Below are 23,675 nucleotides of genomic sequence, written 5' to 3'. Positions count from 1 at the left end.
GCGCGTCAACCCTTAATTTCAAGAAACGTTAATATCGCTGAAAAACAAAGCGGGGAGGCCTACCGGCCTCCCCGCTTCTATATAGCTACACCACCAAGCGATCACTCGGCTTTGAGGGTCACCCGGCCAAACGACTTCTTGCCCGCCTGGCACACATGAGTAGCACCGAGGACAAACATGAAGTCCTTGTCGACCACTGCGCCATCAACCTTCACCGCACCGCCACTCAGCAGATCCCGTGCCTGCGCCGAGTTTTTCACCAGGCCGGCCCGGTTCAGCACAGCAGCAATCGGCAGATCTTCCGCCGCGTTCACTTCGATTTCTGGCAGATCTTCCGGCAGCTCGCCTTCCTTCATGCGGTTACCCGCAGCACGGTGAGCGTTGGCCGCAGCCTCTTCACCGTGGAAGCGCGCAACAATCTCTTCCGCCAGCTTGATCTTGATGTCACGCGGGTTGGCACCATTGGCGACGTCGGCACGGAACTGCTCGATCTCTTCCATCGAGCGGAAGCTCAGCAGCTCGAAGTAACGCCACATCAAGGTATCCGGGATCGACACCAGCTTGCTGTACATCACCCCTGGCGCTTCCTGGATACCGACATAGTTGCCCAGCGACTTGGACATCTTCTTCACGCCGTCGAGCCCTTCGAGCAGCGGCATGGTCACGATGTTCTGCGCTTCCTGGCCATAGGCACGCTGCAGCTCGCGCCCCATCAACAGGTTGAACTTCTGGTCGGTACCACCCAGCTCGACGTCGGCCTTCAGCGCCACCGAGTCATAGCCCTGCACCAGCGGGTAGAGAAACTCGTGGATAGCGATCGGCTGATTGGTGGTGTAGCGCTTGTCGAAGTCGTCACGCTCCAGCATGCGCGCCACGGTGTATTGCGATGCCAGGCGAATGAAGTCGGCCGGGGTCAGCTTGTCCATCCAGGTGGAGTTGAACGCGACCTCGGTCTTGGCCGGATCGAGAATCTTGAACACCTGCTGTTTATAAGTCTCAGCATTGTCCAGCACCTGCTCACGGGTCAAGGGCGGGCGCGTGGCGCTTTTGCCGCTCGGGTCACCGATCATGCCGGTGAAGTCACCGATCAGGAAGATGACCTGGTGCCCCAGCTCCTGGAACTGGCGCAGCTTGTTGATCAGCACCGTGTGACCAAGGTGCAGGTCAGGGGCGGTCGGGTCGAAGCCGGCCTTGATGCGCAGAGGCTGGCCGCGCTTGAGCTTCTCCACCAGTTCCGACTCGACCAGTACTTCTTCCGCACCGCGCTTGATAAGCGCCAGCTGCTCTTCAACCGACTTCATAGACAAACCCGCAAGGCTCAGATTCAGGGGGAGCCAACCATACAAGATCGGCCGTCAATTACAAGTTTCGCAAAGGAATGTGACCCGAACACGGGTTTGCGGCGTCTACGCGCCCTTGCGTGAAAATGGATTTGGTTATATTTTATACAGTTATTTCATCTTCATCATGTCATTCATCTTTTCCATTTCACTTTTTCAAAGTCACCTTACCCATGACCAACGAACCGCCTAAAGCGCCCCCGCTTTATCCGAAAAGCCATCTGTTGGCCGCCAGCGGCATTGCCGCCCTGCTCAGCCTTGCTCTGCTGGTATTTCCCTCCAGCGAAGTGGAAGCCAAGAAAACCACCCTCAACCTCGAGCTGGAAAGCCCTGCCGAGCAACTGAAGGACGAATCCCGTGCTGCGCCTCTGGTGCAGGCAGCAGGCGAGCAAGGCTCGCCGTTCGCACAAATTGAAGAAGCAGCCCCCGAGACCCAGAAGGCCGAGCAGAAAGCCCCCGCCACCGAACAAGTTGCAGAAGCGGTCAAGGCGCCCGGTCACCGCGAAGTCACCGTTGCCCGTGGCGACACCCTGTCCACCTTGTTCGCCAAGGTCGGCTTGCCAGCCAATGCGGTGCATGACCTGCTGACCAGTAACAAGCAGGCCAAGCAGTTCAGCCAGCTCAAGCACGGCCAGGTCCTGCAATTTGAACTGGACAAGGATGGCCAACTGGCCAGCTTGCACAGTAAGGTCAGCAACCTCGAAACCATTCGCCTGACCAAGACCGCCAAGGGCTACACCTTCAACCGTGAAATCAGCAAGCCGGTGGTGCGTACCGCCTATGCCCACGGCGTGATCAAGAGCTCGCTGTCAGCTTCGGCCCAGCGTGCCGGGCTGTCTCACAGCATGACGATGGACATGGCCCGCGTGCTGGGTTACGACATCGACTTCGCTCAGGATATTCGCCCTGGCGATGAATTTGACGTGGTCTACGAGCAGAAGGTGATGGACGGCAAAGTCGTCGGCACCGGCAACATTCTGTCCGCCCGCTTCACCAACCGCGGCAAGACCTACACCGCCGTGCGCTATACCAACAAGCAAGGCAACACCACCTACTACACGGCCGACGGCAACAGCCTGCGCAAGGCCTTCATCCGTACCCCGGTGGACTTTGCCCGTATCAGCTCGCGCTTCTCCGCAGGCCGCAAGCACCCGATCCTGAACAAAATCCGCGCTCACAAGGGCGTCGATTATGCCGCCCCGCGCGGTACGCCAATCAAGGCAGCCGGTGACGGTCGCATCGAACTGGCCGGGCGCCGCGGCGGTTACGGCAATACCGTGATCATCCAGCACGGCAACCGCTACAAGACGCTGTACGGCCACATGCAGGGCTTTGCCAAGGGCATCAAGACGGGTAGCACCGTGAAACAGGGTCAGATCATTGGCTACATTGGCACCACTGGCCTGTCCACCGGACCGCACCTGCACTACGAGTTCCAGGTCAACGGTGTGCACGTCGACCCGTTGAGCCAGAAAGTGCCGATGGCCGATCCGATCGCCAAGAACGAGCGCCAGCGCTTCCAGCAGCAGAGCCAGCCCCTGATCGCCCGTATGGATCAGGAAAAGGCCACCCTGCTCGCAGCGAACAAGCGCTAAGCCATGGCGCTCTACCTGGGGGTGATGTCCGGCACTAGCCTGGATGGCCTGGACATTGCCCTGATCGAACAAGGCGAGCAGCCTGAACTGCTCGCCACCCATTACCTGCCCATGCCCGGCGACCTGCGTCAGGAACTGCTTGCCCTGTGCAGCAGCGGCCCTGACGAGATCGCTCGCGCGGCGCTGGCGGAAAACCGCTGGGCCAGCCTGGCAGGCGAAGGCATCCGCCAGCTGCTGGCCCGTGAGGGCTTGCAGGCCGAGACCATCCGCGCCATCGGCAGCCACGGCCAGACCATTCGCCACGAGCCTGCGCGCGGCTTTACCGTGCAGATCGGCAACCCGGCGCTGCTCGCCGAGCTTACCGGCATCAGTGTGGTGGCCGACTTCCGCCGACGCGATGTCGCCGCTGGAGGCCAAGGTGCACCGCTGGTACCGGCCTTCCACGACACCCTGTTCAGCCACCTTGGCCAGCGCCTGGCAGTCCTGAACGTGGGTGGCTTCAGCAACCTCAGCCTGATCGAGCAGGACAAGCCGGTCCACGGTTTCGACTGCGGCCCCGGCAACGTGCTGCTGGATGCCTGGATCGAGCGCAAGCGCGGCCAGGCCTATGATGCCGATGGCGCCTGGGCGGCGTCTGGGGTGGTGCAGGCCGGCTTGCTCAGCACGTTGCTGGCCGACCCGTTCTTCGCCGGCAGTGGCCCGAAGAGCACTGGCCGTGAAGTGTTCAACCTGCCTTGGCTGGATGGCCACCTGGCCCGCCTGCCTGCCTACACCGACGCGGATGTACAGGCGACACTGCTGGAACTGACCGCACGGAGCATCATCGACTCGCTGATCAACGCCCAACAAGGCACCGAAGCGCTGCTGGTATGTGGTGGCGGTGCACATAACGGCGCGCTGGTGGCCCGACTCGGCCAGCTCTTGCCCGAGGCCAGTGTCGCGAGCACCGGCATCCATGGCATTGACCCGGACTGGGTAGAGGCCATGGCTTTCGCCTGGCTGGCCCACTGCTGCCTGGAGGGCATCGCCGCCAACCGCCCAAGCGTCACGGCTGCCAAGGGCCTACGCGTACTGGGCGCGATCTACCCGGCATAACCGCCTCGCCAGATACGCCAGAAAGCAAAACGCCGCGCAATTGCGCGGCGTTTTCGTATCGCCAAGCCTCAGATCGAGAACGAGGACCCACAACCGCAGGTAGTGGCTGCATTCGGGTTCTTGATCACGAAACGCGAACCTTCCAGGCCTTCCTGGTAGTCCACTTCGGCGCCGGCAAGGTACTGAAAGCTCATCGGGTCAACCACCAGGGAAACACCCTCGCGCTCGACGATGGTGTCGTCTTCGGCCACGTCTTCATCGAAGGTGAAGCCGTACTGAAAGCCCGAACAACCGCCACCGGTCACGAACACCCGCAGTTTCAGACGTTCATTGCCTTCCTCATTGACCAGGTTCTTCACCTTCTGGGCTGCCCCATGGGTGAATTCCAAGCCGGTAGGGGTGAAGGTTTCGACGCTCATGTTGATTCTCCCGGCGCGGTAGCCGCCATAAAACTCGATGACGCGCATTATCCGCTTTCCCGAGAAAATCGGTCAAGAATTGTGCGGCTTTAGTCGCGACATGCAAAAAGGCCCGCACGACGCGGGCCTTTTCGAACACTGGCGGCTTACGGCAGCAAGCCGGCGTGGGACAGGCCCATGCGCTCGTCCAGGCCAAACAGGATGTTCAGGTTCTGTACCGCCTGGCCGGAGGCACCCTTGACCAGGTTGTCGATCACCGACAGCACCACCACCAGGTCACCGCCCTGCGGGCGATGAACAGCAATGCGGCAGACGTTGGCACCGCGCACGCTACGCGTTTCCGGGTGGCTGCCCGCTGGCATCACGTCGACGAACGGTTCATCGGCGTAGCGCTTCTCGAACAGCGCCTGCAAGTCGACCGAGGTATCGACGACATTCGCGTACAGGGTGGCGTGAATGCCACGGATCATCGGCGTCAGGTGCGGTACGAAGGTCAGGCCGATGTCCTTGCCAGCGGCCAGGCGCAGGCCTTGGCTGATTTCCGGCAGGTGGCGATGGCCCTTGACCGCATAAGCCTTCATGCTTTCGCCGGCTTCGCAGAACAGCGAACCCACTGCCGCACCACGGCCAGCGCCGCTGACACCCGACTTGCAGTCAGCGATCAGGCGCGACGGGTCGGCCAGGCCTGCTTCCAGCAGCGGCAGGAAGCCCAACTGGGTGGCCGTTGGGTAGCAACCCGGCACGGCGATCAGGCGCGCCTGGCGAATCTTCTCGCGGTTGACTTCAGGCAGGCCGTACACCGCGTCCTTGAGCAGCTCTGGCGCACCGTGCGGCTGGCCATACCACTTGCCCCACTCGGTGGCATCCTGCAGACGGAAGTCGGCCGACAAGTCGATCACCTTGGTGCCCGCCGCCAGCAGCTCACCGGCCAGGGCGTGGGCAACACCGTGCGGGGTGGCGAAGAACACCACATCGCAAGCGGCCAGGGCCTTGCTGTCCGGCACGCTGAACGCCAGCCCGTCATAGTGGCCGCGCAGGTTCGGGTACATGTCCGCCACCGCTACGCCCGCCTCGGAGCGCGAAGTGATGACCGCCACTTCGGCCTGTGGATGCTGTGCCAGCAGACGCAACAGTTCGACGCCGGTGTAACCCGTGCCGCCGACGATACCGACCTTGATCATAACGCTTGCCCCTTATCAACGAGCCGTCTGGAAAGCGCACGATAATAGGGGCGCGAGGCGCCTGTAACAACTCTTCGGGTGACCCTTCGGGCGCTTGACCACTACTATCTGACGACCGTGAATACCTGAAGGAACTCCCTCAATGCTTTACCTATGGATCAAAGCGCTGCATATCGTCAGCGTGGTCTGCTGGTTCGCCGGCCTGTTCTACCTGCCCAGGCTGTTTGTCTACCACGCCCAGAGCCAGGACAGCATCAGCCATGATCGCTTCGTAACCATGGAACGCAAGCTGTACCGCGGCATCATGAACCCGGCGATGATCGCCACCTATGTGTTCGGTGCGTGGATGCTTTACCTCACCCCTGGCTGGCTGAGCCAAGGGTGGCTGCATGCCAAGCTGACCCTGGTCATCCTGCTGACCGGCTACCATCACATGTGCGGTGCCCAACGCAAACGCTTCGCCAGCGGCAACAACACCCGCAGCCACGTCTACTATCGCTGGTTCAACGAAGTGCCCGTGCTGTTCCTGCTGGGCATCGTCATTCTGGTGGTGGTCAAACCGTTCTGACATAGCCACCCGCTCAAGGAGCCTCGCCATGTCGCTACCCGCCTCGCTCGAACAACACCTGCGCCTGCCCGTGGTTGCAGCACCGATGTTCCTGATCTCCAACCCAAAGCTGGTGCTGGCCTGCTGCGCCAACGGTGTAGTGGGCAGCTTCCCGGCCCTGAACCAGCGTGACAGCGCCGGCTTCAAGGCGTGGCTGGAAGAAATCGAGGCAGGTCTGGCACAACTGCAGGCGCCAGCCCCCTACGCGGTCAACCTGATCGTCCACCCGACCAACCCGCGCCTGCAGGCCGATTTGGCCTTGTGCGTGGAGCACCGCGTACCGATCGTCATCACCAGCCTGGGTGCAGTGAAGGAAGTGGTCGATGCCGTGCACCGTTACGGTGGGATGGTGTTCCACGATGTCACCACCCGCCGTCATGCCGAAAAGGCCGCCGAGGCAGGCGTCGACGGGCTGATTGCTGTCGCCGCCGGCGCGGGTGGCCATGCCGGAACCTGGAGCCCGTTCGCCTTGGCCGCAGAAATTCGCCAGTTCTTCGACAAGACCCTGTTGCTGGCTGGCTGCCTCAACCACGGCCACGAAATCCTGGCCGCGCAACTGCTGGGCGCGGACTTGGCGTACATGGGCACGCGCTTCATCGCCACCACAGAAAGCCAGGCCCAGGATGACTACAAGCAGATGCTACTCGATGCCCATGCCGCCGACATCATCCACACCCCGGCGGTGTCCGGCATTCCCGCCAGTTTCCTGCGCCCGAGCCTAGAGCAGGCCGGCTACGACATGAATGCCATCAAGGGCGGCCACGAACCAGGCAAGCTCAAGCCGATCGACGACGAAGCAAAAGCCTGGAAAACCGTCTGGTCGGCGGGCCAGGGTGTCGGCGGTATCGACGACCTGCCCAGCGCCAGCGTGCTGATCGAGCGCCTGCACAACGAGTACCTGGAAGCACTGCAACGCTGCCAGGCCCTGCGCGCCCGTACCTTGTAGCAAAACGCAACACCTTGCCCGGTCAAGCTGTACACTAGGCGCCCTCTTCCGCCCCCAGGAGCCTTGCATGACCCGTTACGCCATGATCACTGGTGCTTCCAGCGGCCTGGGCCTGGCCCTGGCGGAAGCCCTGGCGCGGCGCGGGCGCAACCTGATCCTGGTGGCACGCCAGCGTGAAACGCTGGAACCCGTGGCCATTGAGCTGACCCAGCGCTTTGGTGTCGAGGTGCTGTTCCGCGCCTGCGACCTCAGCCAACCACTGCGCCTGTCAGGCTTCGTGCTGGAACTGGAAGAAGGCGAACGGCGCATCGACCTGCTGGTGAATTGTGCCGGTCTGCGCACCTACGGGCCATTCCTGGCCCATGAGTGGGCAGACGAGCAAGACCTGCTGGAAGTCAACGTACTGGCCCTGAGCCGCCTGTGCCATGCCATCGGCAACCTGATGGCCGTGCAGGGTGGCGGGCAGATCCTCAACGTCGCGGGCCTGGCCGGTGTCGCCCCTGGCCCGTGGATGGCGGCCTATGCCGCCAGCAAGGCATATGTATTGAGTTTTTCCCAAGCCTTGCGCGAAGAGCTCAAGCGCACCGGCATCAAGGTCTCGGTGCTGTGCCCCGGCCCGGTGCGCTCCTCGCGCCGGCGCATTGCCCGGCTCGATGGCAAACCACGCTGCCTCAGCCCCGAGGAAGTGGCGCTGTACACCGTGCGTGCGCTGGACAAGAATCGCGCGCTGATCATGCCCGGCCGACGCAACCGCTGGCTGGCATTCGCCCCACGCTTGCTACCGCGCTGGCTGGTGCGCAAGCTTGCCGGGGCCATCCACCGCCGCTATTGCCCGGCCGGCATGGAATAGCCACTGGGCGAGCGGCGCCTGGCTGAGTACACTCGGCCCGACCCTCACCATGGAGCAAGTGCTGTGGACGATCTATTCCTCAAAATCATCAACCGGGAAATCCCGGCGGATATCATCTACGAAGACGACCAGATCCTGGCCTTCAAGGACATTGCACCCGCGGCACCGGTACATTTTCTGGTCATCCCGAAAAAGCACATCCGCACGCTCAACGACCTGACCGAAGAAGACAAGGCCCTGGCTGGCCACATCCTGTTCACCGCCCAGCGCCTGGCTGTCGAGCAAGGCTGCGAGGAAGGCTTCCGCGTGGTCATGAACTGCAACCCGAAAGGTGGCCAGACCGTCTACCACATCCATATGCATGTGCTTGGCCAGCGCCAGATGAACTGGCCACCCGGCTGATCCACGGCAAGCGACCCCGCCGCTATTGCGGTAAACTGTCGGGCACATTCTTGCGGAGGTGCCCGATGGCTACCGAACGTCACTATTCGCCGCTCGACCGCTTGTTGCTGCAGGCCGATACCGCCATGCGCACCTTGCTGCCCTTCAGCGGCCAACCCGCCCGACCATCGCCGGCCATCGTCCAGCCAGACGTTGACCTGGACGAGCAGCAGACCCGCCACATCGCCGGCTTGATGCGTATCAACCACACAGGTGAAGTGTGCGCCCAGGCGCTGTACCAGGGCCAGGCACTGACTGCCAAGCTGCCCGAAGTGCGCAAGGCCATGGAGCATGCCGCCGAGGAAGAAGTCGACCACCTGGCCTGGTGCGAACAACGCATTCGCCAGCTGAACAGCCACCCTAGCGTGCTCAACCCCCTGTTCTACGGCATGTCGTTCGGCATCGGCGCGCTCGCCGGGCTGGTCAGCGACAAGGTAAGCCTGGGCTTCGTCGCCGCCACCGAGCATCAGGTGTGCAAGCACCTCGACGAGCACCTGGAGCAGATCCCGCACGAAGATGAAAAGTCCCGGGCCATTCTGGAGCAGATGCGCATAGACGAAGCGCAGCACGCCGAGTCCGCCCTGGAAGCCGGTGGCTATCGCTTCCCGGCCCCGGTCCGCTTTGGCATGAGCTTGCTGGCCAAGGTCATGACCAAGAGCACCTACCGCATCTGAAGGCCCCCTCATGACGGACCGCTTCGACGCCAAGGACCTGGCGCGTGCCGTGCAAGCCGGCATTCTCCAGCCGGGCCAAGACCAGGCCCTGCTTGCATTCCTGCGCCAGCAACCCGCACGCCGGGGCAGCTTCCAGCTGGCCCATGTCGCCTTCTACTTTGGCGCCATGCTGATCATGGCGGCCATGGGCTGGCTTCTCACCGAAGCCTGGATGCGCATCGGTGACGGCGCACTGCTGGTCATCGCCAGCGTGTACATCCTGCTGATCACGTTGTTCGCCCTCCATCTGCAACGGCGCGCCCAGCCTGTCGCTGCCGGGGTGTTGGCAGCGGTGGCGGTCAGCATCGTGCCACTGGCGGTGTTCGCCATCGAACGCCTGGCAGGCTGGTGGCCACTGGACGACGCGCAAGCCAACTATCACCAGTACTACACCTATGTGCAGGGCGGCTGGCTGGCGATGGAAGCGGCCACGGTGCTTGCCGGGTTGCTGATGCTGCGGCTGATTCCCTACCCGTTCGTCGTCATGCCGATGGCCGTGGCCCTGTGGTTCATGTCGATGGACCTGAGCGAATGGTTCTTCGGCTCGCCGTTCAGCTGGGAGCAGCGCCGCGAGGTTTCGCTGTGGTTCGGGTTGGGGTTGCTGGTGGTGTTCCTGGTGGTAGACGGCCGCACGCAAGAGGACTACGCCCGGTGGGGCTACCTGGCCGGGCTGGCGGCATTCTGGGGCGGGTTGACGCTGCTGGACAGCGGCAGTGAGCTGGGCAAGGCCATGTACTGCCTGATCAACATTGCGCTGATGGGCATGGCGGTGCTGTTGCGCCGGCCAGTGTTCATGGTGTTTGGGGCACTGGGGGTGGCGGCTTACCTCGGGTATCTGTCATACGAGGTGTTTGCCGAATCGCTGCTGTTCCCGGTGGTAGTGACTTTGATCGGGCTGGGAGTTATCTGGCTGGGTCTGGTTTACCAGAAGCGGCGAGAGCGGTTGAGCCAAGTGATGCGGGGATGGTTGCCGGGGTGGCTGCGGGCTGCACTGCCGGCGCTTCGGAGCTGATAATGCCGGGGCCGCTTTGCGGCCCCAGAATAGTGGCCTTAACCAAGCTCTACGATTTCATACCCATGGGTAATCTCAACCCCGGCACGCTCGAGCATGATCGAAGCCGAGCAGTACTTCTCCGCCGACAGCTCTACCGCCCGCTTGACCTGGGCTTCTTTCAACGCACGGCCTTTCACCACGAAGTTCATGTGAATCTTGGTGAACACCTTCGGGTCTTCGCTGGCGCGCTCGGCTTCCAGGAACGCCTCGCAGCTTTCCACCGCCTGGCGCGACTTCTTCAGGATGCTCACCACATCAAAGCTGCTGCAGCCACCCAGGCCCAACAGCAGCATTTCCATCGGGCGCACACCCAGGTTGCGGCCGCCGGCCTCGGGCGGGCCGTCCATCACGACGACATGGCCACTCCCCGATTCGCCGAGGAACATGGCCTCACCGGCCCACTGGATACGTGCCTTCATCTACCCGCACTCCTGATTTTCGGAAAAGGGTGTCAGCTTAGACCTTGTGCGGCTGTGGGAAAAGTACGAGAGGTGTCGGTTTAGTACCGAAACATCTCGTAGTGTCTGATAAGCTGGCGCCAAATGACTGGCGCTTGCCGCCAGCCAACCTCTATAAAAAGCCTATGCGTCGTATCGAACAGGATTTCGTGATGGTTGCCTCCGCCCTACCCGCCAAGATCAAGAACATCGACAAGCTGCTGGTGCACTGCCAGCGCCGCCGCTATACCGCCAAGAGCAACATTATCTGCGCGGGTGACCGGGCCGAGACACTGTCCTTCATCATCAAGGGTTCGGTAACCATCCTCATCGAGGACGACGACGGCCATGAAATGATCATCGCCTACCTCAACAATGGTGATTTCTTTGGTGAACTGGGCCTGTTCGAACCGGTTGATGGCGAACAGCAGCGCAGTGCCTGGGTGCGGGCCAAGACCGAATGCGAAGTGGCCGAAATCAGCTATGAGAAATTCCGCGAACTGGCACGTCAGGACCCGGAAATCCTCTACGCTCTGGGCAGCCAGATGGCCCAGCGCCTGCGCAACACCACGCGCAAGGTCGGCGACCTGGCCTTTTTCGACGTGACCGGGCGGGTTGCCCGTTGCCTGCTGGAACTGTGCAAGCAGCCTGATGCCATGACCCACCCCGACGGCATGCAGATCAAGATTACCCGTCAGGAAATCGGCCGCATCGTCGGTTGCTCGCGGGAAATGGTCGGCCGCGTCCTCAAGGACCTTGAAGAGCGCAGCCTGGTGCAGGTCAAGGGCAAGACCATGGTGGTCTACGGCACTCGCTAGTCCCTGGGCAGGTCCGCCAGTACCCTTGCGTAGGCCTGAGAAAGGCGCTCGAACCAGGGCGCTGCGGGGGCCACCTCATGCAAGGCGATGTGCGCATCGGCACGGCAGCGCTGCTCCAGCTCGCAGCACTCATTGAAGCGGTTGACCGCGGCCACCATCGACTCGCGCTCGTTATCTAGCAGCAAGGCACCGTGCACCAGCACCACCGGGCGCTTGCCACCCAAACCCTGGCGCCAGCGCTGGGCGGTACCTACCAATTTGCGACCATTGAGGTTGACGTTGTAGCGTCCATCGCAAAAGGCACCGTCGATTTCCCCCACCGACGCGACCCCACCCCACTCACGCAGCACATCGCACAGCGGCAGGCACAGGCGCTCGTAGGCATTTTCGATGCGGCCATGGTCACCTTCGCTGCGCGGGGCGACGTAGACCAAGGCAACGTTCACGGTCGAATGGGACTGCGGCACAGGCTCACCGCCCGTCTCACGCAGCAGCACCGGCCAGCCGGCAATCGCCAGCTCCGAGCAAGCGGCTTCGAAGTTATCCAGACGGCTCATGCGACGGGGCATGACCAGCGCATGGTCGGTGGGGCGCCAGAACAGCACGCCACTGTCGCGCTCGCCACGGCAGACGGCGGCCAGCAGATCCTGTTCGGCGTGCAGGCCTTGTTCGACTGTCAGGGCCAGGGGTTGATCGATCATTGATCCACCTATTTTGTTGTTTTCACCGGCCTCTTCGCGGGTGAACCCGCTCCCACAGGGATATCACAGGACCTACAGGCAGTGAGCATCCTGTGGGAGCGGGTTTACCCGCGAAGAGGCCATTGCAGGCTTAGAAAAAAGCCGGCAAAAACGCCGGCTTCATTTGATCAGTCAAGTTGCTGAACGGTCTTCTTCACCTGCTCCGGGAAGAACAACCGCTGCAACTCCAACCCAGGCTGCTCGGCGCGCATGAACGCTTCGCCCACCAGGAACGAGTAAACCTCGTTGATCGCCATCAGCTCCACATCGGCCCGGTTGAGAATGCCACTCTCGGTAATTGCCAGGCGGTCACGCGGAATACGCGGCAGCAGGTCGAGGGTGGTTTCCAGGCTGACCTCGAAGGTGTGCAGGTTGCGGTTGTTTACCCCTACCAGCGGCGTATCCAGGGTTTTCAGCGCGCGTTCCAGTTCATCACCGTCGTGCACTTCCACCAACACGTCGAGGCCGACCTCCTTGGCGGTAGCTGCAAGCTCGGTCATCTTCACATCATCCAGCGCCGAGACGATCAGCAGCACACAGTCCGCCCCCAAGGCCCGGGCTTCGACGATCTGGTAAGGGTCGACCATGAAGTCTTTGCGGATCACTGGCAGCGATACCGCTGCGCGGGCTTGCTGCAAATACTCATCGGCACCCTGGAAGTAATCGACATCGGTCAGCACCGACAGGCAAGTAGCGCCGCCCTTCTCGTAGCTGACAGCGATTTCCGCCGGTACGAAATGCTCGCGGATAACACCCTTGCTCGGCGAGGCTTTCTTGATTTCGGCAATCACCGCTGGCTGCTTGCGCTTGGCCTGCTCGATCAGCGCGTTGGCGAAGCCACGCGGGGCATCGGCGACCTTGGCCAGTCGCTCCAGCTCAGCAAGACTGACGCGCGCGCTGCGCTCGGCGACTTCCTGAAACTTGCGGGCAATGATCCTTTCCAGCACCGTCGGCACACTCATGCTTCGTTCTCCACCTTGAATACTGCAGTAAAGGCACCCAGCTCCTGCAGCTTTTCCCAGGCCAGGCCGGTGTGCAGTACATCGTGGGCCAGTTCCACGCCTTGGGCCAGGGTCATTGCATGATCGGCAGCATAGAGCGCAGCACCCGCGTTGAGCACGATCATTTCGGCAGCCTTCTGGCCGTTTTCGGTCTTGCGGCGGCCCAGTGCATCACGGATCAGCTCCAGCGACGCCTGCGGGTTCTCGACGGCCAGGCCATGCAGGCTCTGACTCTTCATGCCGAGGTCTTCCGGCTCGACCCAATATTCAGTGATTTCGCCGTTCTTAAGTTCGGCAACGAAGGTGGGCGCAGCCAGGCTGAATTCATCCAGGCCGTCCTTCGAGTGCACCACCAGCACATGCTTGCTACCCAGGCGTTGCAGTACCTCGGCCAACGGGCGGCACAGGGCCTGGGCGAACACACCGACCACCTGGTGCTTCACTCCAGCCGGATTCGTAAGCGGGCCGAGCATATTGAACAGGGTACGCAACCCCAGGTCGCGACGCGGGCCGGCGGCATGTTTCATGGCCGAGTGGTGGCTTTGCGCGAACATGAAACCAATACCCAGGCTATCAATGCAGCGGGCCACTTGAGTGGGCGTCAGGTTCAGGTAGATGCCGGCGGCTTCCAGCAGGTCGGCACTGCCGCTCTTGCCCGACACCGCGCGGTTGCCGTGCTTGGCCACGGTGCAGCCCGCTGCTGCCAGAACGAACGACGAAGCGGTGGAAACGTTGAAGATGTTGGCGCCATCACCGCCGGTACCGACGATGTCGACCACCCCATCGAGACTTTGCAGTTCGACCTTTTCGGCCAGCTCGCGCATCACCGACACCGCACCGACGATTTCGTCGATGCTCTCGCTCTTCATGCGCATGCCCATCAGGAAGGCGCCAATCTGCGCTTCGCTGCACTGGCCGGTCATGATCTGGCGCATGACGTCACGCATTTCATCGGTAGAGAGGTCCAGGTGGCCGACGATACGGCTCAACGCACTCTTGATATCCATGTTCGGTCCTTAGCGGCGGCCGCCGGTCTGCTTGAGGAAGTTGGCGAACAGCTCGTGGCCCTGCTCGGTCAGGATCGACTCGGGGTGGAACTGCACCCCTTCTATATTAAGGGTCTTGTGGCGCAGCCCCATGATTTCGTCGACTGTGCCATCTTCGTGGGCGGTCCAGGCAGTGACTTCCAGGCAATCGGGCAAGGTGTCGCGCTTGACCACCAGCGAGTGGTAGCGGGTAACGGTCAGCGGGTTGTTAAGGCTGGTGAACACGCCCAGGTCGCGATGGTGTACCGGGCTGGTCTTGCCGTGCATCACCTGGCGGGCACGTACCACGTCACCGCCAAAAGCCTGCCCGATGGACTGGTGCCCCAGGCAAACGCCCAGGATCGGCAGCTTGCCGGCAAAGTGCAGGATGGCCTCGATGGACACGCCCGCCTCGCTCGGCGTGCATGGGCCTGGGGATACGACGATGCGCTCGGGATTGAGGGCTTCGATCTGGGCGATGGTCATTTCGTCATTGCGAATAACCTTTACCTCGGCACCCAGCTCGCCAAGGTACTGAACGACGTTGTAAGTGAATGAGTCGTAATTGTCGATCATCAGTAACATGGTGTTAAACCTCTTGAATTTACTGACTTCATGATTCGAACCTTCTTGCAGTTGCCGCAGGCACGGCTTTGCCACAAATGGGCAGTAAAAGAAGAAGGCAAACGGGGGCGGGCCGGGCGGGCCGGCAGGAGATAAAGTCAGGCGCGCCAACGCCAACGGGCGTGGGCCTTGATTACGCGCATCAAGAGTTTGCTGACGATCAACACAGGATAGGTCTCGCTCATACGTCCCGGCACAGTAGCCTACCGGGGCTGCGGGCGCAATATGCCTGTAAACACGGGGAAACGAATGGACTTGGGAGGGATGCACTGCGATTTGCTAAGGTCGATCGGGCAGCCCCGCATAAAAACAAAGAAAAGGATGTTCCCTGATGCGAAAAGCCCCGTTATTGCGCTTTACCCTCGCCTCATTGGCATTGGCCTGCAGCCAGGCATTCGCTGCACCCTCGCCCTACTCCAGCATGATTGTGTTTGGCGATAGCCTCAGCGACGCAGGTCAGTTTGGCGGCGTGCGCTTCACCAACCTCGATGCCAATGGCAATTATGCTCCAGTGTCGCCGATGATCCTGGGCGGGCGGCTGGGTGTGAGCCCGGCCGAGCTTGGCCCTTCCACCTCCCCTCTCAATCCGGCATTGGGGCTCCCCGACGGCAATAACTGGGCAGTCGGTGGCTACACCACCCAACAGATCCTGGACTCGATCACCAGCACCTCCGAGACGGTCATCCCACCAGGGCGCCCCGGCGCCGGGCAGGTACTGCGCGAAAAGCCGGGCTACCTGGCCAACGGCCTGCGTGCCGACCCCAACGCGCTGTACTACCTGACTGGCGGCGGCAACGACTTCCTTCAAGGCCTGGTCAACAGCCCCGCTGATGCCGCAGCCGCCGGCGCCCGCCTGGCCGCCAGCGCCCAGGCCCTGCAACAAGGTGGCGCCCGCTACATCATGGTCTGGCTGCTCCCCGACCTCGGCCAAACGCCCAACTTCAGCGGCACGCCGCAACAGAACCCGCTGTCATTGTTGTCTGGCGTCTTCAACCAGTCGCTGCTTAGCCAACTGGGGCAGATTGATGCCGAGATCATCCCGCTGAACGTCCCCATGCTGCTGAGCGAAGCACTGGCCAGCCCCAACCAGTTCGGCCTGGCCAGTGACCAAAACCTGGTGGGCACCTGCTACAGCGGCGAAGGCTGCGTGGAAAACCAGGTGTATGGCGCCAACGGCACAACGCCAGACCCTACCAAGCTGCTCTTCAACGACTTGGTGCACCCGACCATCGCAGGTCAGCAACTGATAGCCGACTACGCCTACTCGATCCTCTCCGCACCGTGGGAACTGACCCTGCTCCCGGAGATGGCCCATGCAAGCCTGCGTGCCCACCAGGACGAACTGCGCAACCAGTGGCAGACACCCTGGCAAGCCGTTGGCCAGTGGCAAGCCTTTGTCGCCAGCGGCGCTCAGGACCTGGACTTCGACGGCCAGAGCAGCGCGGCCGGTGGCGATGGCCACGGCTACAACCTGACCGTGGGCGGCAGCTACCGCCTGAACGACGCCTGGCGCCTGGGCCTGGCCGGGGGCGTATACCGGCAGAAGCTGGAGGCCGGCGAACAGGGCTCGGACTACACGCTGAACAGCTACCTGGCCAGTGCCTTTGCCCAATACCGCCAGGACCGCTGGTGGGCCGATGCCGCGCTGACCGCCGGGCACCTGAACTACAGCGACCTCAAGCGCACCTTCGCCCTTGGCGTGAATGACCGCAGCGAAAAGGGCGACACTGATGGCGAGGCCTGGGCGATGTCGGGTCGGCTGGGCTACAACCTGGCGGCCGATGGCAGCAACTGGCAACTGGCCCCCTTCATCAATGCCGACTATGCGCGCGTGAAGGTGGATGGCTACGACGAGAAGAGTGGGCGCTCGACGGCGCTGGGCTTCGACGACCAAGAGCGCACGTCACGCCGCCTGGGCCTGGGGTTGCAGGCCAGTGTGCAGGTGTTGCCGAGTACCCGGCTGTTCACCGAAGTGGCGCAGGAACATGAGTTCGAGGATGACCGGCAGGATGTGACCATGCACCTCGCCAGCTTGCCGGCGAATGACTTCACCCTGACCGGGTATACGCCGCACAGCGACCTCACCCGGGCGAGCCTGGGGGTGAGCCATGAACTGGTGGCAGGGGTGCACTTGCGCGGCAATTACAACTGGCGCAACAGTGATGAATTGACCCAGCAGGGGGTGAGCCTGGGGATCAGCGTGGACTTCTGAATAGATGGGGCCGCTGTGCGGCCCCAATCTGTCTACTTGGCTGAAGTCTGCTCGGCCAAGGCGACCGCACGGAACATCGCCCGGCGCTTGTTGATGGTTTCTTCCCACTCCAGCGCCGGCACCGAGTCGGCAACAATGCCGCCCCCCGCCTGCACATGCAGCTCGCCGTCCTTGATGACTGCGGTACGAATAGCAATCGCGGTGTCCATGTTGCCGTTCCAGGCAAAGTAGCCGACTGCACCGCCGTAAACCCCACGCTTGACCGGTTCCAACTCGTCGATGATCTCCATCGCGCGGATCTTCGGTGCACCCGACAGAGTGCCTGCCGGCAGGATCGCCCGCAGTGCATCCATCGCCGTCAGCCCTTCACGCAGTTGGCCGGTGACGTTGGAGACAATGTGCATCACGTTGGAGTAACGCTCGATCACCATTTTCTCGGTCAGGCGCACGCTGCCGGTCGAGGACACGCGACCCACATCGTTGCGGCCCAGGTCGATCAGCATCAGGTGCTCGGCAATTTCCTTGTCGTCCGACAGCAGGTCATCTTCCAGCGCGCGGTCGGCCTCTTCGGTCGCGCCACGCGGGCGGGTACCGGCGATCGGGCGCACCGTAACCAGGTTGTCCTCGACACGCACCAGCACCTCGGGCGAACTGCCAACCACATGGAAGTCACCGAAGTTGAAGAAGTACATGTACGGCGTCGGGTTGAAGCAGCGCAGCGCACGGTACAGGTCTATAGGCGCAGCCTTGAAGTCGATCGACATGCGCTGCGACGGCACCACCTGCATGCAGTCACCGGCCAGGATGTACTCCTTGATACGGCCGACCGCGTTCTCATAGTCGTCGCGGGTATAGCTGGAGCGGAATTCCGGCTCGGCTGCCTGCGGGCCGCTCAGGTCCAGGCCGCGGCGCGGGGTGATCGGCTGACGCAGGGTTTCCAGCAGGCCTTGCAGGCGTGCCTGGCCCTGTTCGAAGGCCTGTTCTTCAGCTGGGTCGACCAGCACGATGGCGTGCATCTTGCCCGCCAGGTTGTCGAACACCACCACCGCATCGGACACCATCAGCAGGATATCCGGCACACCCAGCGGGTCTGGGTTGGGGCTGGCGCCCAGGCGCTTTTCCACATAGCGCACGCAGTCGTAACCGAAGTAGCCGACCAGGCCGCCGTTGAAGCGCGGCAGGCCAGGGATGTCGGCGACCTTGTAACGGTCCTTGAAGCTTTCGACGAACGCCAGCGGGTCTTCGACATCGTGGCTTTCCACCTCGACGCCATCCTGCAGGATGCTGACGTGATAGCCATGCACGCGCATAACGGTGCGCGACGGCAGGCCGATCATCGAGTAACGGCCCCACTTCTCCCCGCCCTGCACCGATTCGAGCAGGTACGAGTTGGGCTGGTCGGCCAGTTTCAGGTAGATCGACAGCGGCGTGTCGAAGTCGGCCAGGGTTTCGCAGGCCAGTGGAATACGGTTGTAGCCGGCAGCGGCCAGGCGCAGGAATTCTTCGCGGTTCATGAGTAGCCTCGTGGCAAGCAGCAATAAGTCAGGCAAACGGATGGGCCGGCACACGCCGGCAGGCTCAAGTCAGGCGCGCCAACGCCAACGGGCCAGGGCCTTGATGACTTTCATCCAGAATTTGCCAGTAACCGCCACGGTGGACTCTCTGTCTTGTGAGGCTTGAAGGTCCGCCAACGTTATCCCAGTGGCCGGGTCTGCGCAACCGGGCAACAAGGCGCGCAGGTCATCGATCACAAGGCTGGGGGATTCGTCGTGGATCGGCCGGCCATGGTTGTAGCCGTAGGTCAGGCCCACGCACTGCACGCCAGCCGCCTTGGCCGCCAGCACGTCACTGCGCGAATCGCCGACAAACAGCGACTGCTGCGGGGTAACCCCGGCCATCTGCATGACGAACAGCAGCGCCGCCGGGTCGGGCTTTTTCTGCGCGAGGGTGTCGCCACCAATGATCCAGCGGAAGTAGTTGCCGATCTTCATCTGGTCCAGCAGCGGGCCGACGAAACGCTCGGGCTTGTTGGTGATCAGCGCCATTTCCACGCCCTGCTTGCGCAGCCAGCGCAGGGTGTCCTTGACGCCGGGGTAGACCACGGTCAACTCATGGCTTTCGGCATAGGCGTCCATGAACAGCGCCAGCGCCTGCTCGGCCAGCGTATCGTCCACGTCGGTGTGGTCGATGCCACCTGCCAACGCCCGGCGCACGAGCACCTGGGCGCCATTGCCGACCCAGTGGCGTACTGCCTCAAGGCCAGCAGACGGGCGCCCCAGTTCGAGCAGCATACGGTCCACGGCGGCGGCCAGGTCTGGCACGGAATCGATCAGGGTACCGTCCAGATCGAACATCACCAGCCTGGGCAGCGTCCCCGGGAACAGCTGCTCGAAGCCACTCATGGGCGGGCCTGGGCCATTTCGGCGCGCATCCTGGCAATGACTTCCTGGTAGTCCGGGGCGTTGAAGATCGCCGAGCCGGCCACGAAGGTGTCGGCGCCAGCGGCAGCGATCTCGCGGATGTTGTTGACGTTGACGCCGCCGTCGATTTCCAGGCGGATATCACGGCCACTGGCGTCGATCAGTGCACGCGCTTCGCGCAGCTTGTCGAGGGTGCCGGGGATGAACTTCTGCCCGCCGAAGCCTGGGTTGACGCTCATCAGCAGCACCATGTCGATCTTGTCCATCACATACTTCAGGGCGTCCAGGCTGGTGGCCGGGTTGAACACCAGGCCGGCCTTGCAGCCGCCGTCCTTGATCAACTGCAGCGAGCGGTCGATGTGCTGAGTCGCTTCCGGGTGGAAGGTGATGTAGGTGGCGCCGGCCTCGATGAAGTCACCGATGATACGGTCGACCGGGCTGACCATAAGGTGCACGTCGATCGGCGCGGTGACGCCGTACTTGCGCAGAGCAGTGCACACCATCGGGCCGATGGTCAGGTTGGGGACGTAGTGGTTGTCCATGACATCGAAGTGGACGATGTCGGCACCCGCAGCCAATACCTTGTCGACGTCCTCACCCAGGCGGGCGAAATCGGCAGAGAGAATGGAGGGGGCAATAGCGTAGGGCTGCATGGCGCACCTGTTGGCAGAATCACGGTGGCGCGCATTGTAACTCAGGCAAACGGGTAGAGGCTGATTGGTATCAATCCGTGTCGACCAGCTGTTTCAACCTGTACCGGCCTCTTCGCGGCTAAAGCCGCACCCACAGGGGCCGCGCAATCCTGTGGGAGCGGCTTTAGCCGCGAAGAGGCCGGTACAAGCTACCCACATCAGGCAGGCTGCTGGGTTCTCAGCTTCTCGCTGCGCCCACGCAACCACTCCAGGGTCAGCAGCAATATCACCGAGAAGGCAATCAGCAAGGTCGCCGCCGCCGCAATGGTCGGGCTCAGGTTCTCGCGGATACCACTGAACATCTGCCGCGGCAGGGTCGCCTGCTCCGGCCCGGCCAGGAACAGCGTCACCACCACTTCGTCAAACGACGTGGCAAAGGCGAACAGCGCCCCCGAAATCACCCCAGGCGCGATCAGCGGCAAGGTCACCCGACGGAACGCCAGCAGCGGCGATGCCCCCAGGCTGGCCGCCGCCCGCACCAGGTTGTAGTTGAAGCCCTGCAAGGTTGCCGACACAGTAATGATGACGAACGGCACGCCCAGCACTGCATGCACCAGGATCAACGACGTGAAGCTGTTGCCCATCCCCAGCGGGGCGAAGAACAGGTAGCTGGCCACACCGATGATCACCACCGGCACCACCATCGGCGAAATCACCAGCGCCATCACCAGCGACTTGCCGGGGAAATCGCCACGGGTCAGTCCGATGGCCGCCAGGGTGCCAAACACCATGGCCAGCACCGTGGCCGCCGGGGCGACGATGATGCTGTTCTTCAGTGCCCGCATCCACTCGGCCGAGCCGAAGAAGTCCTGGTACCACTGCAGCGAGAAGCCCTGCAGCGGGTACACCAGGAAGCTGCCACTGTTGAATGACAGCGGCACGATCACCAGTACCGGCAAGATCAGAAACAGCAGGATCAAGCCGCAAAGAATGCGCAGGCTGTAGAACCAGACCCGCTCCACGGGCGACATGTATGGGCTCAGCATGACAAGGCTCCTCAGCTCAGGCGCAGGCGGCTGGCGCCGACCAGCCAGCTATAGATCAAGTACAACAGCACGGTTGCCAGCAGCAACAGCCCGCCCAGCGCGGTGGCCATGCCCCAGTTGATGCTGGTGTTGGTGTAGAACGCAACGAAATAGCTGACCATCTGGTCGTTCGGGCTGCCCAGCAATGCCGGGGTGATGTAGTAGCCGATGGCCAGGATGAACACCAGCAGGCAACCGGCACCAACACCGGCGTAGGTCTGCGGGAAGTACACCCGCCAGAAGCTGGCGAACGGGTGGCAGCCCAGCGAAATTGCCGCACGCATGTAGCTGGGCGAAATGCCCTTCATCACGCTGTACAGCGGCAGGATCATGAACGGCAGCAGGATATGCACCATGGAGATGTACACGCCAGTGCGGTTGAACACCAGTTCAAGCGGCTGGTCGATGATGCCCATGGCCATCAGTGCACTGTTGATCAGGCCACCCGATTGCAGCAGCACGATCCACGCCGCCACCCGCACCAGGATCGAGGTCCAGAACGGCAGCAGCACCAGAATCATCAGCAGGTTGCTCTGCCGGGTCGGCAGGTTGGCCAGCAAATAGGCCAACGGGTAGGCCAGCACCAGGCAGATGGCGGTGATCACCACACCCATCCACAGGGTGCGGGCAAAGATATCCAGGTAGATGGCCTGGTCCGGAGTGGCCTTGGCCAGCTCGCCAAGGTCATCGATACGGTGGTCGACAGAGGCCAGCAGGTAGAACGAGGTCACCGTGCTGGTATTGCGGCGTATCGCCTGCCAGTAGGCCGGGTCGCCCCAACGCTCGTCGACGGCCTGCAAGGCGTCTTTATAAGAGGTAGGCTCAGCCTTGAATGGCAGTGCCCGGGCTGTCTTGGTCAACAAACTGCGGTAGCCGGCCAGTTCCATGTTCAAACGCTTGGAAAGGTCGCCGAGGGTCTGGTTCTTGCGCGACTCGGCCAGGTCCTGGCTCAGCGCCTTGTACACGTCCTCACCGGGCAGGCTCTTGCCATCCCACTGGCTGATGACTTCGACCGTGCGCGGCAGGCCGCCGACCACTTCCGGGTTGCCGACGCTCTTGTACAGCAGCGCCGCGATCGGCACCAGAAACACCAGCAGAAGAAACAGCGCCAGCGGCGCGATCAACGCCTGCGCCTTCCAGCGGTTGACCCGCTCGGCGTGCTTGAGGCGCTGCTTGAGACTTGGACCTGCGCCTTCGTTGAGGGGCACTGCAATGGCCATGGCGAACTCCGCGATACGAACTGAAAATGGGGCTGCCGCGCAGCCCATCGCAGGCAAGCCAGCTCCCACAGGTACTGCATTGCCCTCAGGGACGGTGCGGTCCCTGTGGGCGCTGGCTTGCCTGCGATGGGCCGCAAAGCGGCCCCCTACACCGGACCTTTACTTCTTCGCCGCCCAGGCGTTGAAGCGTTGCTCCAGCTGCTCGCTGTTGTCAGCCCAGAAGGCCACATCGATCTGCACCTGATTGGCGATGTTCTCAGGCGTGGTCGGCATATCTTTCTTCACCTCGTCCGACAGCAGGCTCACAGCCTTGGCGTTGGCCGGGCCGTAGGCGATGTTCTCGGAGTAAATCTTCTGTTGCTCGGGCTTGACGCTGTAGGCGATGAATTTCTTCGCCTCTTCGACGTTCTTGGCACCTTTAGGGATCGCCCAGGCGTCAAAGTCGTAGATGCCGCCGTTCCACACCACCTTGAGGTTGCTCTCTTTCTGCACTGCGGCAATACGGCCGTTGTAGGCAGAGCTCATGACCACGTCGCCCGAGGCCAGGAACTGCGGTGGCTGTGCACCCGCTTCCCACCATTGGATGCTGGGTTTGAGTTCATCGAGTTTCTTGAAGGCGCGGTCCTGGCCTTCCTTGGTGGCCAGCACTTTGTAGACGTCCTTGGGCGCAACGCCATCGGCCATCAGTGCGAATTCCATGGTGTACTTGGCGCCCTTGCGCAGGCCACGCTTACCCGGGAACTGCTTGGTGTCCCAGAAATCGGCCCAGCTGGTGGGTGCGGTTTTCAACTTGTCGGCGTTGTAGGCCATGACCGTGGACCAGACGAAGAAGCCCACGCCGCACGGCTGGATGGCGCCGGGTACATAATCCCCCTCGTTGCCGAACAGGGCCGGGTCGAGTTCTTCGAACATGCCCTCATCGCAACCGCGCGCCAGCTCTGGCGATTCAACCTCTACCAGGTTCCACGACACGCTCTTGGTGTCGACCATCGCCTTGACCTTGGCCATTTCGCCGTTGTATTCACCCGCGACGATCTTGCCATTGCCCGCTTTCTCCCACGGCTCGTAGAACGCCTTTACCTGGGCCGCCTTGTTGGCACCCCCGAACGAGATCACGGTGAGGTCTGCGGCCATGACCTGGCCAGCGGCGAACAGCCCCAAGGCCAGGGCGGTCAGTTTCAACTGCTTGCGCATTCTTATTCTCTCCACAGTACAGGGTT

Annotated in this window: 24 protein-coding genes; 10 read left to right on the top strand and 14 right to left on the bottom strand. The window is 62.4% G+C overall.

Going from position 1 to position 23,675, the window contains the following annotated elements:
• Positions 1-101: 101 nt before the first annotated feature.
• Positions 102-1,301 carry a tyrosine--tRNA ligase gene (gene tyrS / locus QQL85_RS19480; RefSeq protein ID WP_284355542.1) on the bottom strand — a complete coding sequence of 400 codons (1,200 nt, stop codon included), beginning with the start codon at positions 1,299-1,301 and terminating at the stop codon, positions 102-104.
• Between the two features lie 212 nt (positions 1,302-1,513).
• On the opposite strand from tyrS, the gene QQL85_RS19475 reads away from it, so the two are divergent.
• Together QQL85_RS19475 and QQL85_RS19470 are read left to right on the top strand one after the other, a co-directional pair.
• On the top strand, positions 1,514-2,935 hold the full coding sequence (locus tag QQL85_RS19475; RefSeq protein WP_284355541.1) for a peptidoglycan DD-metalloendopeptidase family protein: 1,422 nt from the start codon (positions 1,514-1,516) through the stop codon (positions 2,933-2,935).
• A 3-nt stretch (positions 2,936-2,938) separates the two neighbouring features.
• The gene (locus QQL85_RS19470) at positions 2,939-4,030 is read left to right on the top strand and encodes an anhydro-N-acetylmuramic acid kinase (RefSeq protein ID WP_284355540.1); all 1,092 of its coding nucleotides are present in this window, start codon (positions 2,939-2,941) and stop codon (positions 4,028-4,030) included.
• 68 nt (positions 4,031-4,098) lie between these two features.
• Here the strand turns inward: QQL85_RS19470 and erpA are convergent, their stop codons facing one another.
• Both erpA and argC read right to left on the bottom strand, forming a co-directional pair.
• Entirely contained in the window at positions 4,099-4,449 is a 351-nt protein-coding gene (erpA, locus tag QQL85_RS19465) for an iron-sulfur cluster insertion protein ErpA (protein WP_003255511.1), read from the bottom strand.
• Positions 4,450-4,595: 146 nt separating this feature from the next.
• Positions 4,596-5,630: an N-acetyl-gamma-glutamyl-phosphate reductase gene (argC, locus tag QQL85_RS19460; RefSeq protein WP_019472953.1), complete on the bottom strand. Its 1,035-nt coding sequence runs from the start codon at positions 5,628-5,630 to the stop codon at positions 4,596-4,598.
• 142 nt (positions 5,631-5,772) lie between these two features.
• On the opposite strand from argC, the gene hemJ reads away from it, so the two are divergent.
• The 6 genes from hemJ (at position 5,773) to QQL85_RS19430 (ending at position 10,199) form a co-directional block, all read left to right on the top strand.
• Positions 5,773-6,198, top strand: a complete 426-nt coding sequence (gene hemJ, locus QQL85_RS19455; RefSeq protein ID WP_284355539.1) for a protoporphyrinogen oxidase HemJ — start codon at positions 5,773-5,775, stop codon at positions 6,196-6,198.
• A gap of 28 nt (positions 6,199-6,226) precedes the next feature.
• Entirely contained in the window at positions 6,227-7,183 is a 957-nt protein-coding gene (locus QQL85_RS19450; protein WP_284355538.1) for an NAD(P)H-dependent flavin oxidoreductase, read from the top strand.
• A 67-nt stretch (positions 7,184-7,250) separates the two neighbouring features.
• Entirely contained in the window at positions 7,251-8,033 is a 783-nt protein-coding gene (locus QQL85_RS19445; protein ID WP_284355537.1) for an SDR family NAD(P)-dependent oxidoreductase, read from the top strand.
• Between the two features lie 63 nt (positions 8,034-8,096).
• Positions 8,097-8,435 carry a histidine triad nucleotide-binding protein gene (locus QQL85_RS19440; protein ID WP_003255518.1) on the top strand — a complete coding sequence of 113 codons (339 nt, stop codon included), beginning with the start codon at positions 8,097-8,099 and terminating at the stop codon, positions 8,433-8,435.
• Positions 8,436-8,500: 65 nt separating this feature from the next.
• Positions 8,501-9,148 carry a 2-polyprenyl-3-methyl-6-methoxy-1,4-benzoquinone monooxygenase gene (gene coq7 / locus QQL85_RS19435; protein ID WP_284355536.1) on the top strand — a complete coding sequence of 216 codons (648 nt, stop codon included), beginning with the start codon at positions 8,501-8,503 and terminating at the stop codon, positions 9,146-9,148.
• 10 nt (positions 9,149-9,158) lie between these two features.
• On the top strand, positions 9,159-10,199 hold the full coding sequence (locus QQL85_RS19430; RefSeq protein WP_284355535.1) for a DUF2157 domain-containing protein: 1,041 nt from the start codon (positions 9,159-9,161) through the stop codon (positions 10,197-10,199).
• A 38-nt stretch (positions 10,200-10,237) separates the two neighbouring features.
• Here QQL85_RS19430 and QQL85_RS19425 read toward each other — a convergent pair whose 3' ends face one another.
• Positions 10,238-10,660, bottom strand: a complete 423-nt coding sequence (locus tag QQL85_RS19425) for an OsmC family protein (RefSeq protein ID WP_016715792.1) — start codon at positions 10,658-10,660, stop codon at positions 10,238-10,240.
• A gap of 191 nt (positions 10,661-10,851) precedes the next feature.
• Here QQL85_RS19425 and crp point away from each other — a divergent pair, with 191 nt between their 5' ends.
• A complete protein-coding gene (gene crp, locus QQL85_RS19420) occupies positions 10,852-11,496 on the top strand; it encodes a cAMP-activated global transcriptional regulator CRP (RefSeq protein WP_019436724.1) in 645 nt (214 codons plus the stop codon).
• Here crp and QQL85_RS19415 read toward each other — a convergent pair.
• The 4 genes from QQL85_RS19415 to QQL85_RS19400 form a co-directional block, all read right to left on the bottom strand.
• The gene (locus tag QQL85_RS19415; protein WP_284355534.1) at positions 11,493-12,197 is read right to left on the bottom strand and encodes a lipoate--protein ligase family protein; all 705 of its coding nucleotides are present in this window, start codon (positions 12,195-12,197) and stop codon (positions 11,493-11,495) included. The genes crp and QQL85_RS19415 overlap by 4 nt on opposite strands.
• A gap of 167 nt (positions 12,198-12,364) precedes the next feature.
• Positions 12,365-13,198 (bottom strand): indole-3-glycerol phosphate synthase TrpC, encoded by an 834-nt coding sequence (gene trpC / locus QQL85_RS19410; protein WP_284355533.1) that lies wholly within the window; start codon positions 13,196-13,198, stop codon positions 12,365-12,367.
• Positions 13,195-14,244: an anthranilate phosphoribosyltransferase gene (gene trpD / locus QQL85_RS19405; protein WP_284355532.1), complete on the bottom strand. Its 1,050-nt coding sequence runs from the start codon at positions 14,242-14,244 to the stop codon at positions 13,195-13,197. The genes trpC and trpD overlap by 4 nt, the downstream gene beginning before the upstream one ends.
• A 9-nt stretch (positions 14,245-14,253) precedes the next feature.
• Positions 14,254-14,847, bottom strand: coding sequence for an aminodeoxychorismate/anthranilate synthase component II (locus tag QQL85_RS19400; RefSeq protein ID WP_284355531.1), 594 nt, complete (start codon positions 14,845-14,847; stop codon positions 14,254-14,256).
• A gap of 370 nt (positions 14,848-15,217) precedes the next feature.
• On the opposite strand from QQL85_RS19400, the gene estP reads away from it, so the two are divergent.
• Positions 15,218-17,098 carry an esterase EstP gene (estP, locus tag QQL85_RS19395; protein ID WP_284355530.1) on the top strand — a complete coding sequence of 627 codons (1,881 nt, stop codon included), beginning with the start codon at positions 15,218-15,220 and terminating at the stop codon, positions 17,096-17,098.
• A gap of 32 nt (positions 17,099-17,130) precedes the next feature.
• On the opposite strand, the gene trpE is transcribed toward estP, so the two are convergent.
• The 6 genes from trpE to QQL85_RS19365 all read right to left on the bottom strand — a co-directional run bounded on the left by trpE (position 17,131) and on the right by QQL85_RS19365 (position 23,649).
• Positions 17,131-18,612, bottom strand: coding sequence for an anthranilate synthase component I (gene trpE, locus QQL85_RS19390; protein WP_284355529.1), 1,482 nt, complete (start codon positions 18,610-18,612; stop codon positions 17,131-17,133).
• A 69-nt stretch (positions 18,613-18,681) separates the two neighbouring features.
• Positions 18,682-19,500 carry a phosphoglycolate phosphatase gene (locus QQL85_RS19385; RefSeq protein WP_284355528.1) on the bottom strand — a complete coding sequence of 273 codons (819 nt, stop codon included), beginning with the start codon at positions 19,498-19,500 and terminating at the stop codon, positions 18,682-18,684.
• Positions 19,497-20,171 carry a ribulose-phosphate 3-epimerase gene (gene rpe, locus QQL85_RS19380; RefSeq protein ID WP_284355527.1) on the bottom strand — a complete coding sequence of 225 codons (675 nt, stop codon included), beginning with the start codon at positions 20,169-20,171 and terminating at the stop codon, positions 19,497-19,499. Before rpe ends, QQL85_RS19385 begins: the two co-directional genes overlap by 4 nt.
• A gap of 197 nt (positions 20,172-20,368) precedes the next feature.
• Positions 20,369-21,196 carry an ABC transporter permease gene (locus tag QQL85_RS19375; RefSeq protein ID WP_284355526.1) on the bottom strand — a complete coding sequence of 276 codons (828 nt, stop codon included), beginning with the start codon at positions 21,194-21,196 and terminating at the stop codon, positions 20,369-20,371.
• An 11-nt stretch (positions 21,197-21,207) separates the two neighbouring features.
• Entirely contained in the window at positions 21,208-22,455 is a 1,248-nt protein-coding gene (locus tag QQL85_RS19370) for an ABC transporter permease (RefSeq protein ID WP_284355525.1), read from the bottom strand.
• A gap of 159 nt (positions 22,456-22,614) precedes the next feature.
• The gene (locus QQL85_RS19365; protein WP_284355524.1) at positions 22,615-23,649 is read right to left on the bottom strand and encodes an ABC transporter substrate-binding protein; all 1,035 of its coding nucleotides are present in this window, start codon (positions 23,647-23,649) and stop codon (positions 22,615-22,617) included.
• Positions 23,650-23,675 lie beyond the last annotated feature (26 nt).

The organism is Pseudomonas putida, assembly GCF_030159595.1.
GTDB lineage: Bacteria > Pseudomonadota > Gammaproteobacteria > Pseudomonadales > Pseudomonadaceae > Aquipseudomonas > Aquipseudomonas putida_AC.
Note: the sequence above shows the minus strand (reverse complement) of the source record. Positions and strands in the feature narration are given on the sequence as shown.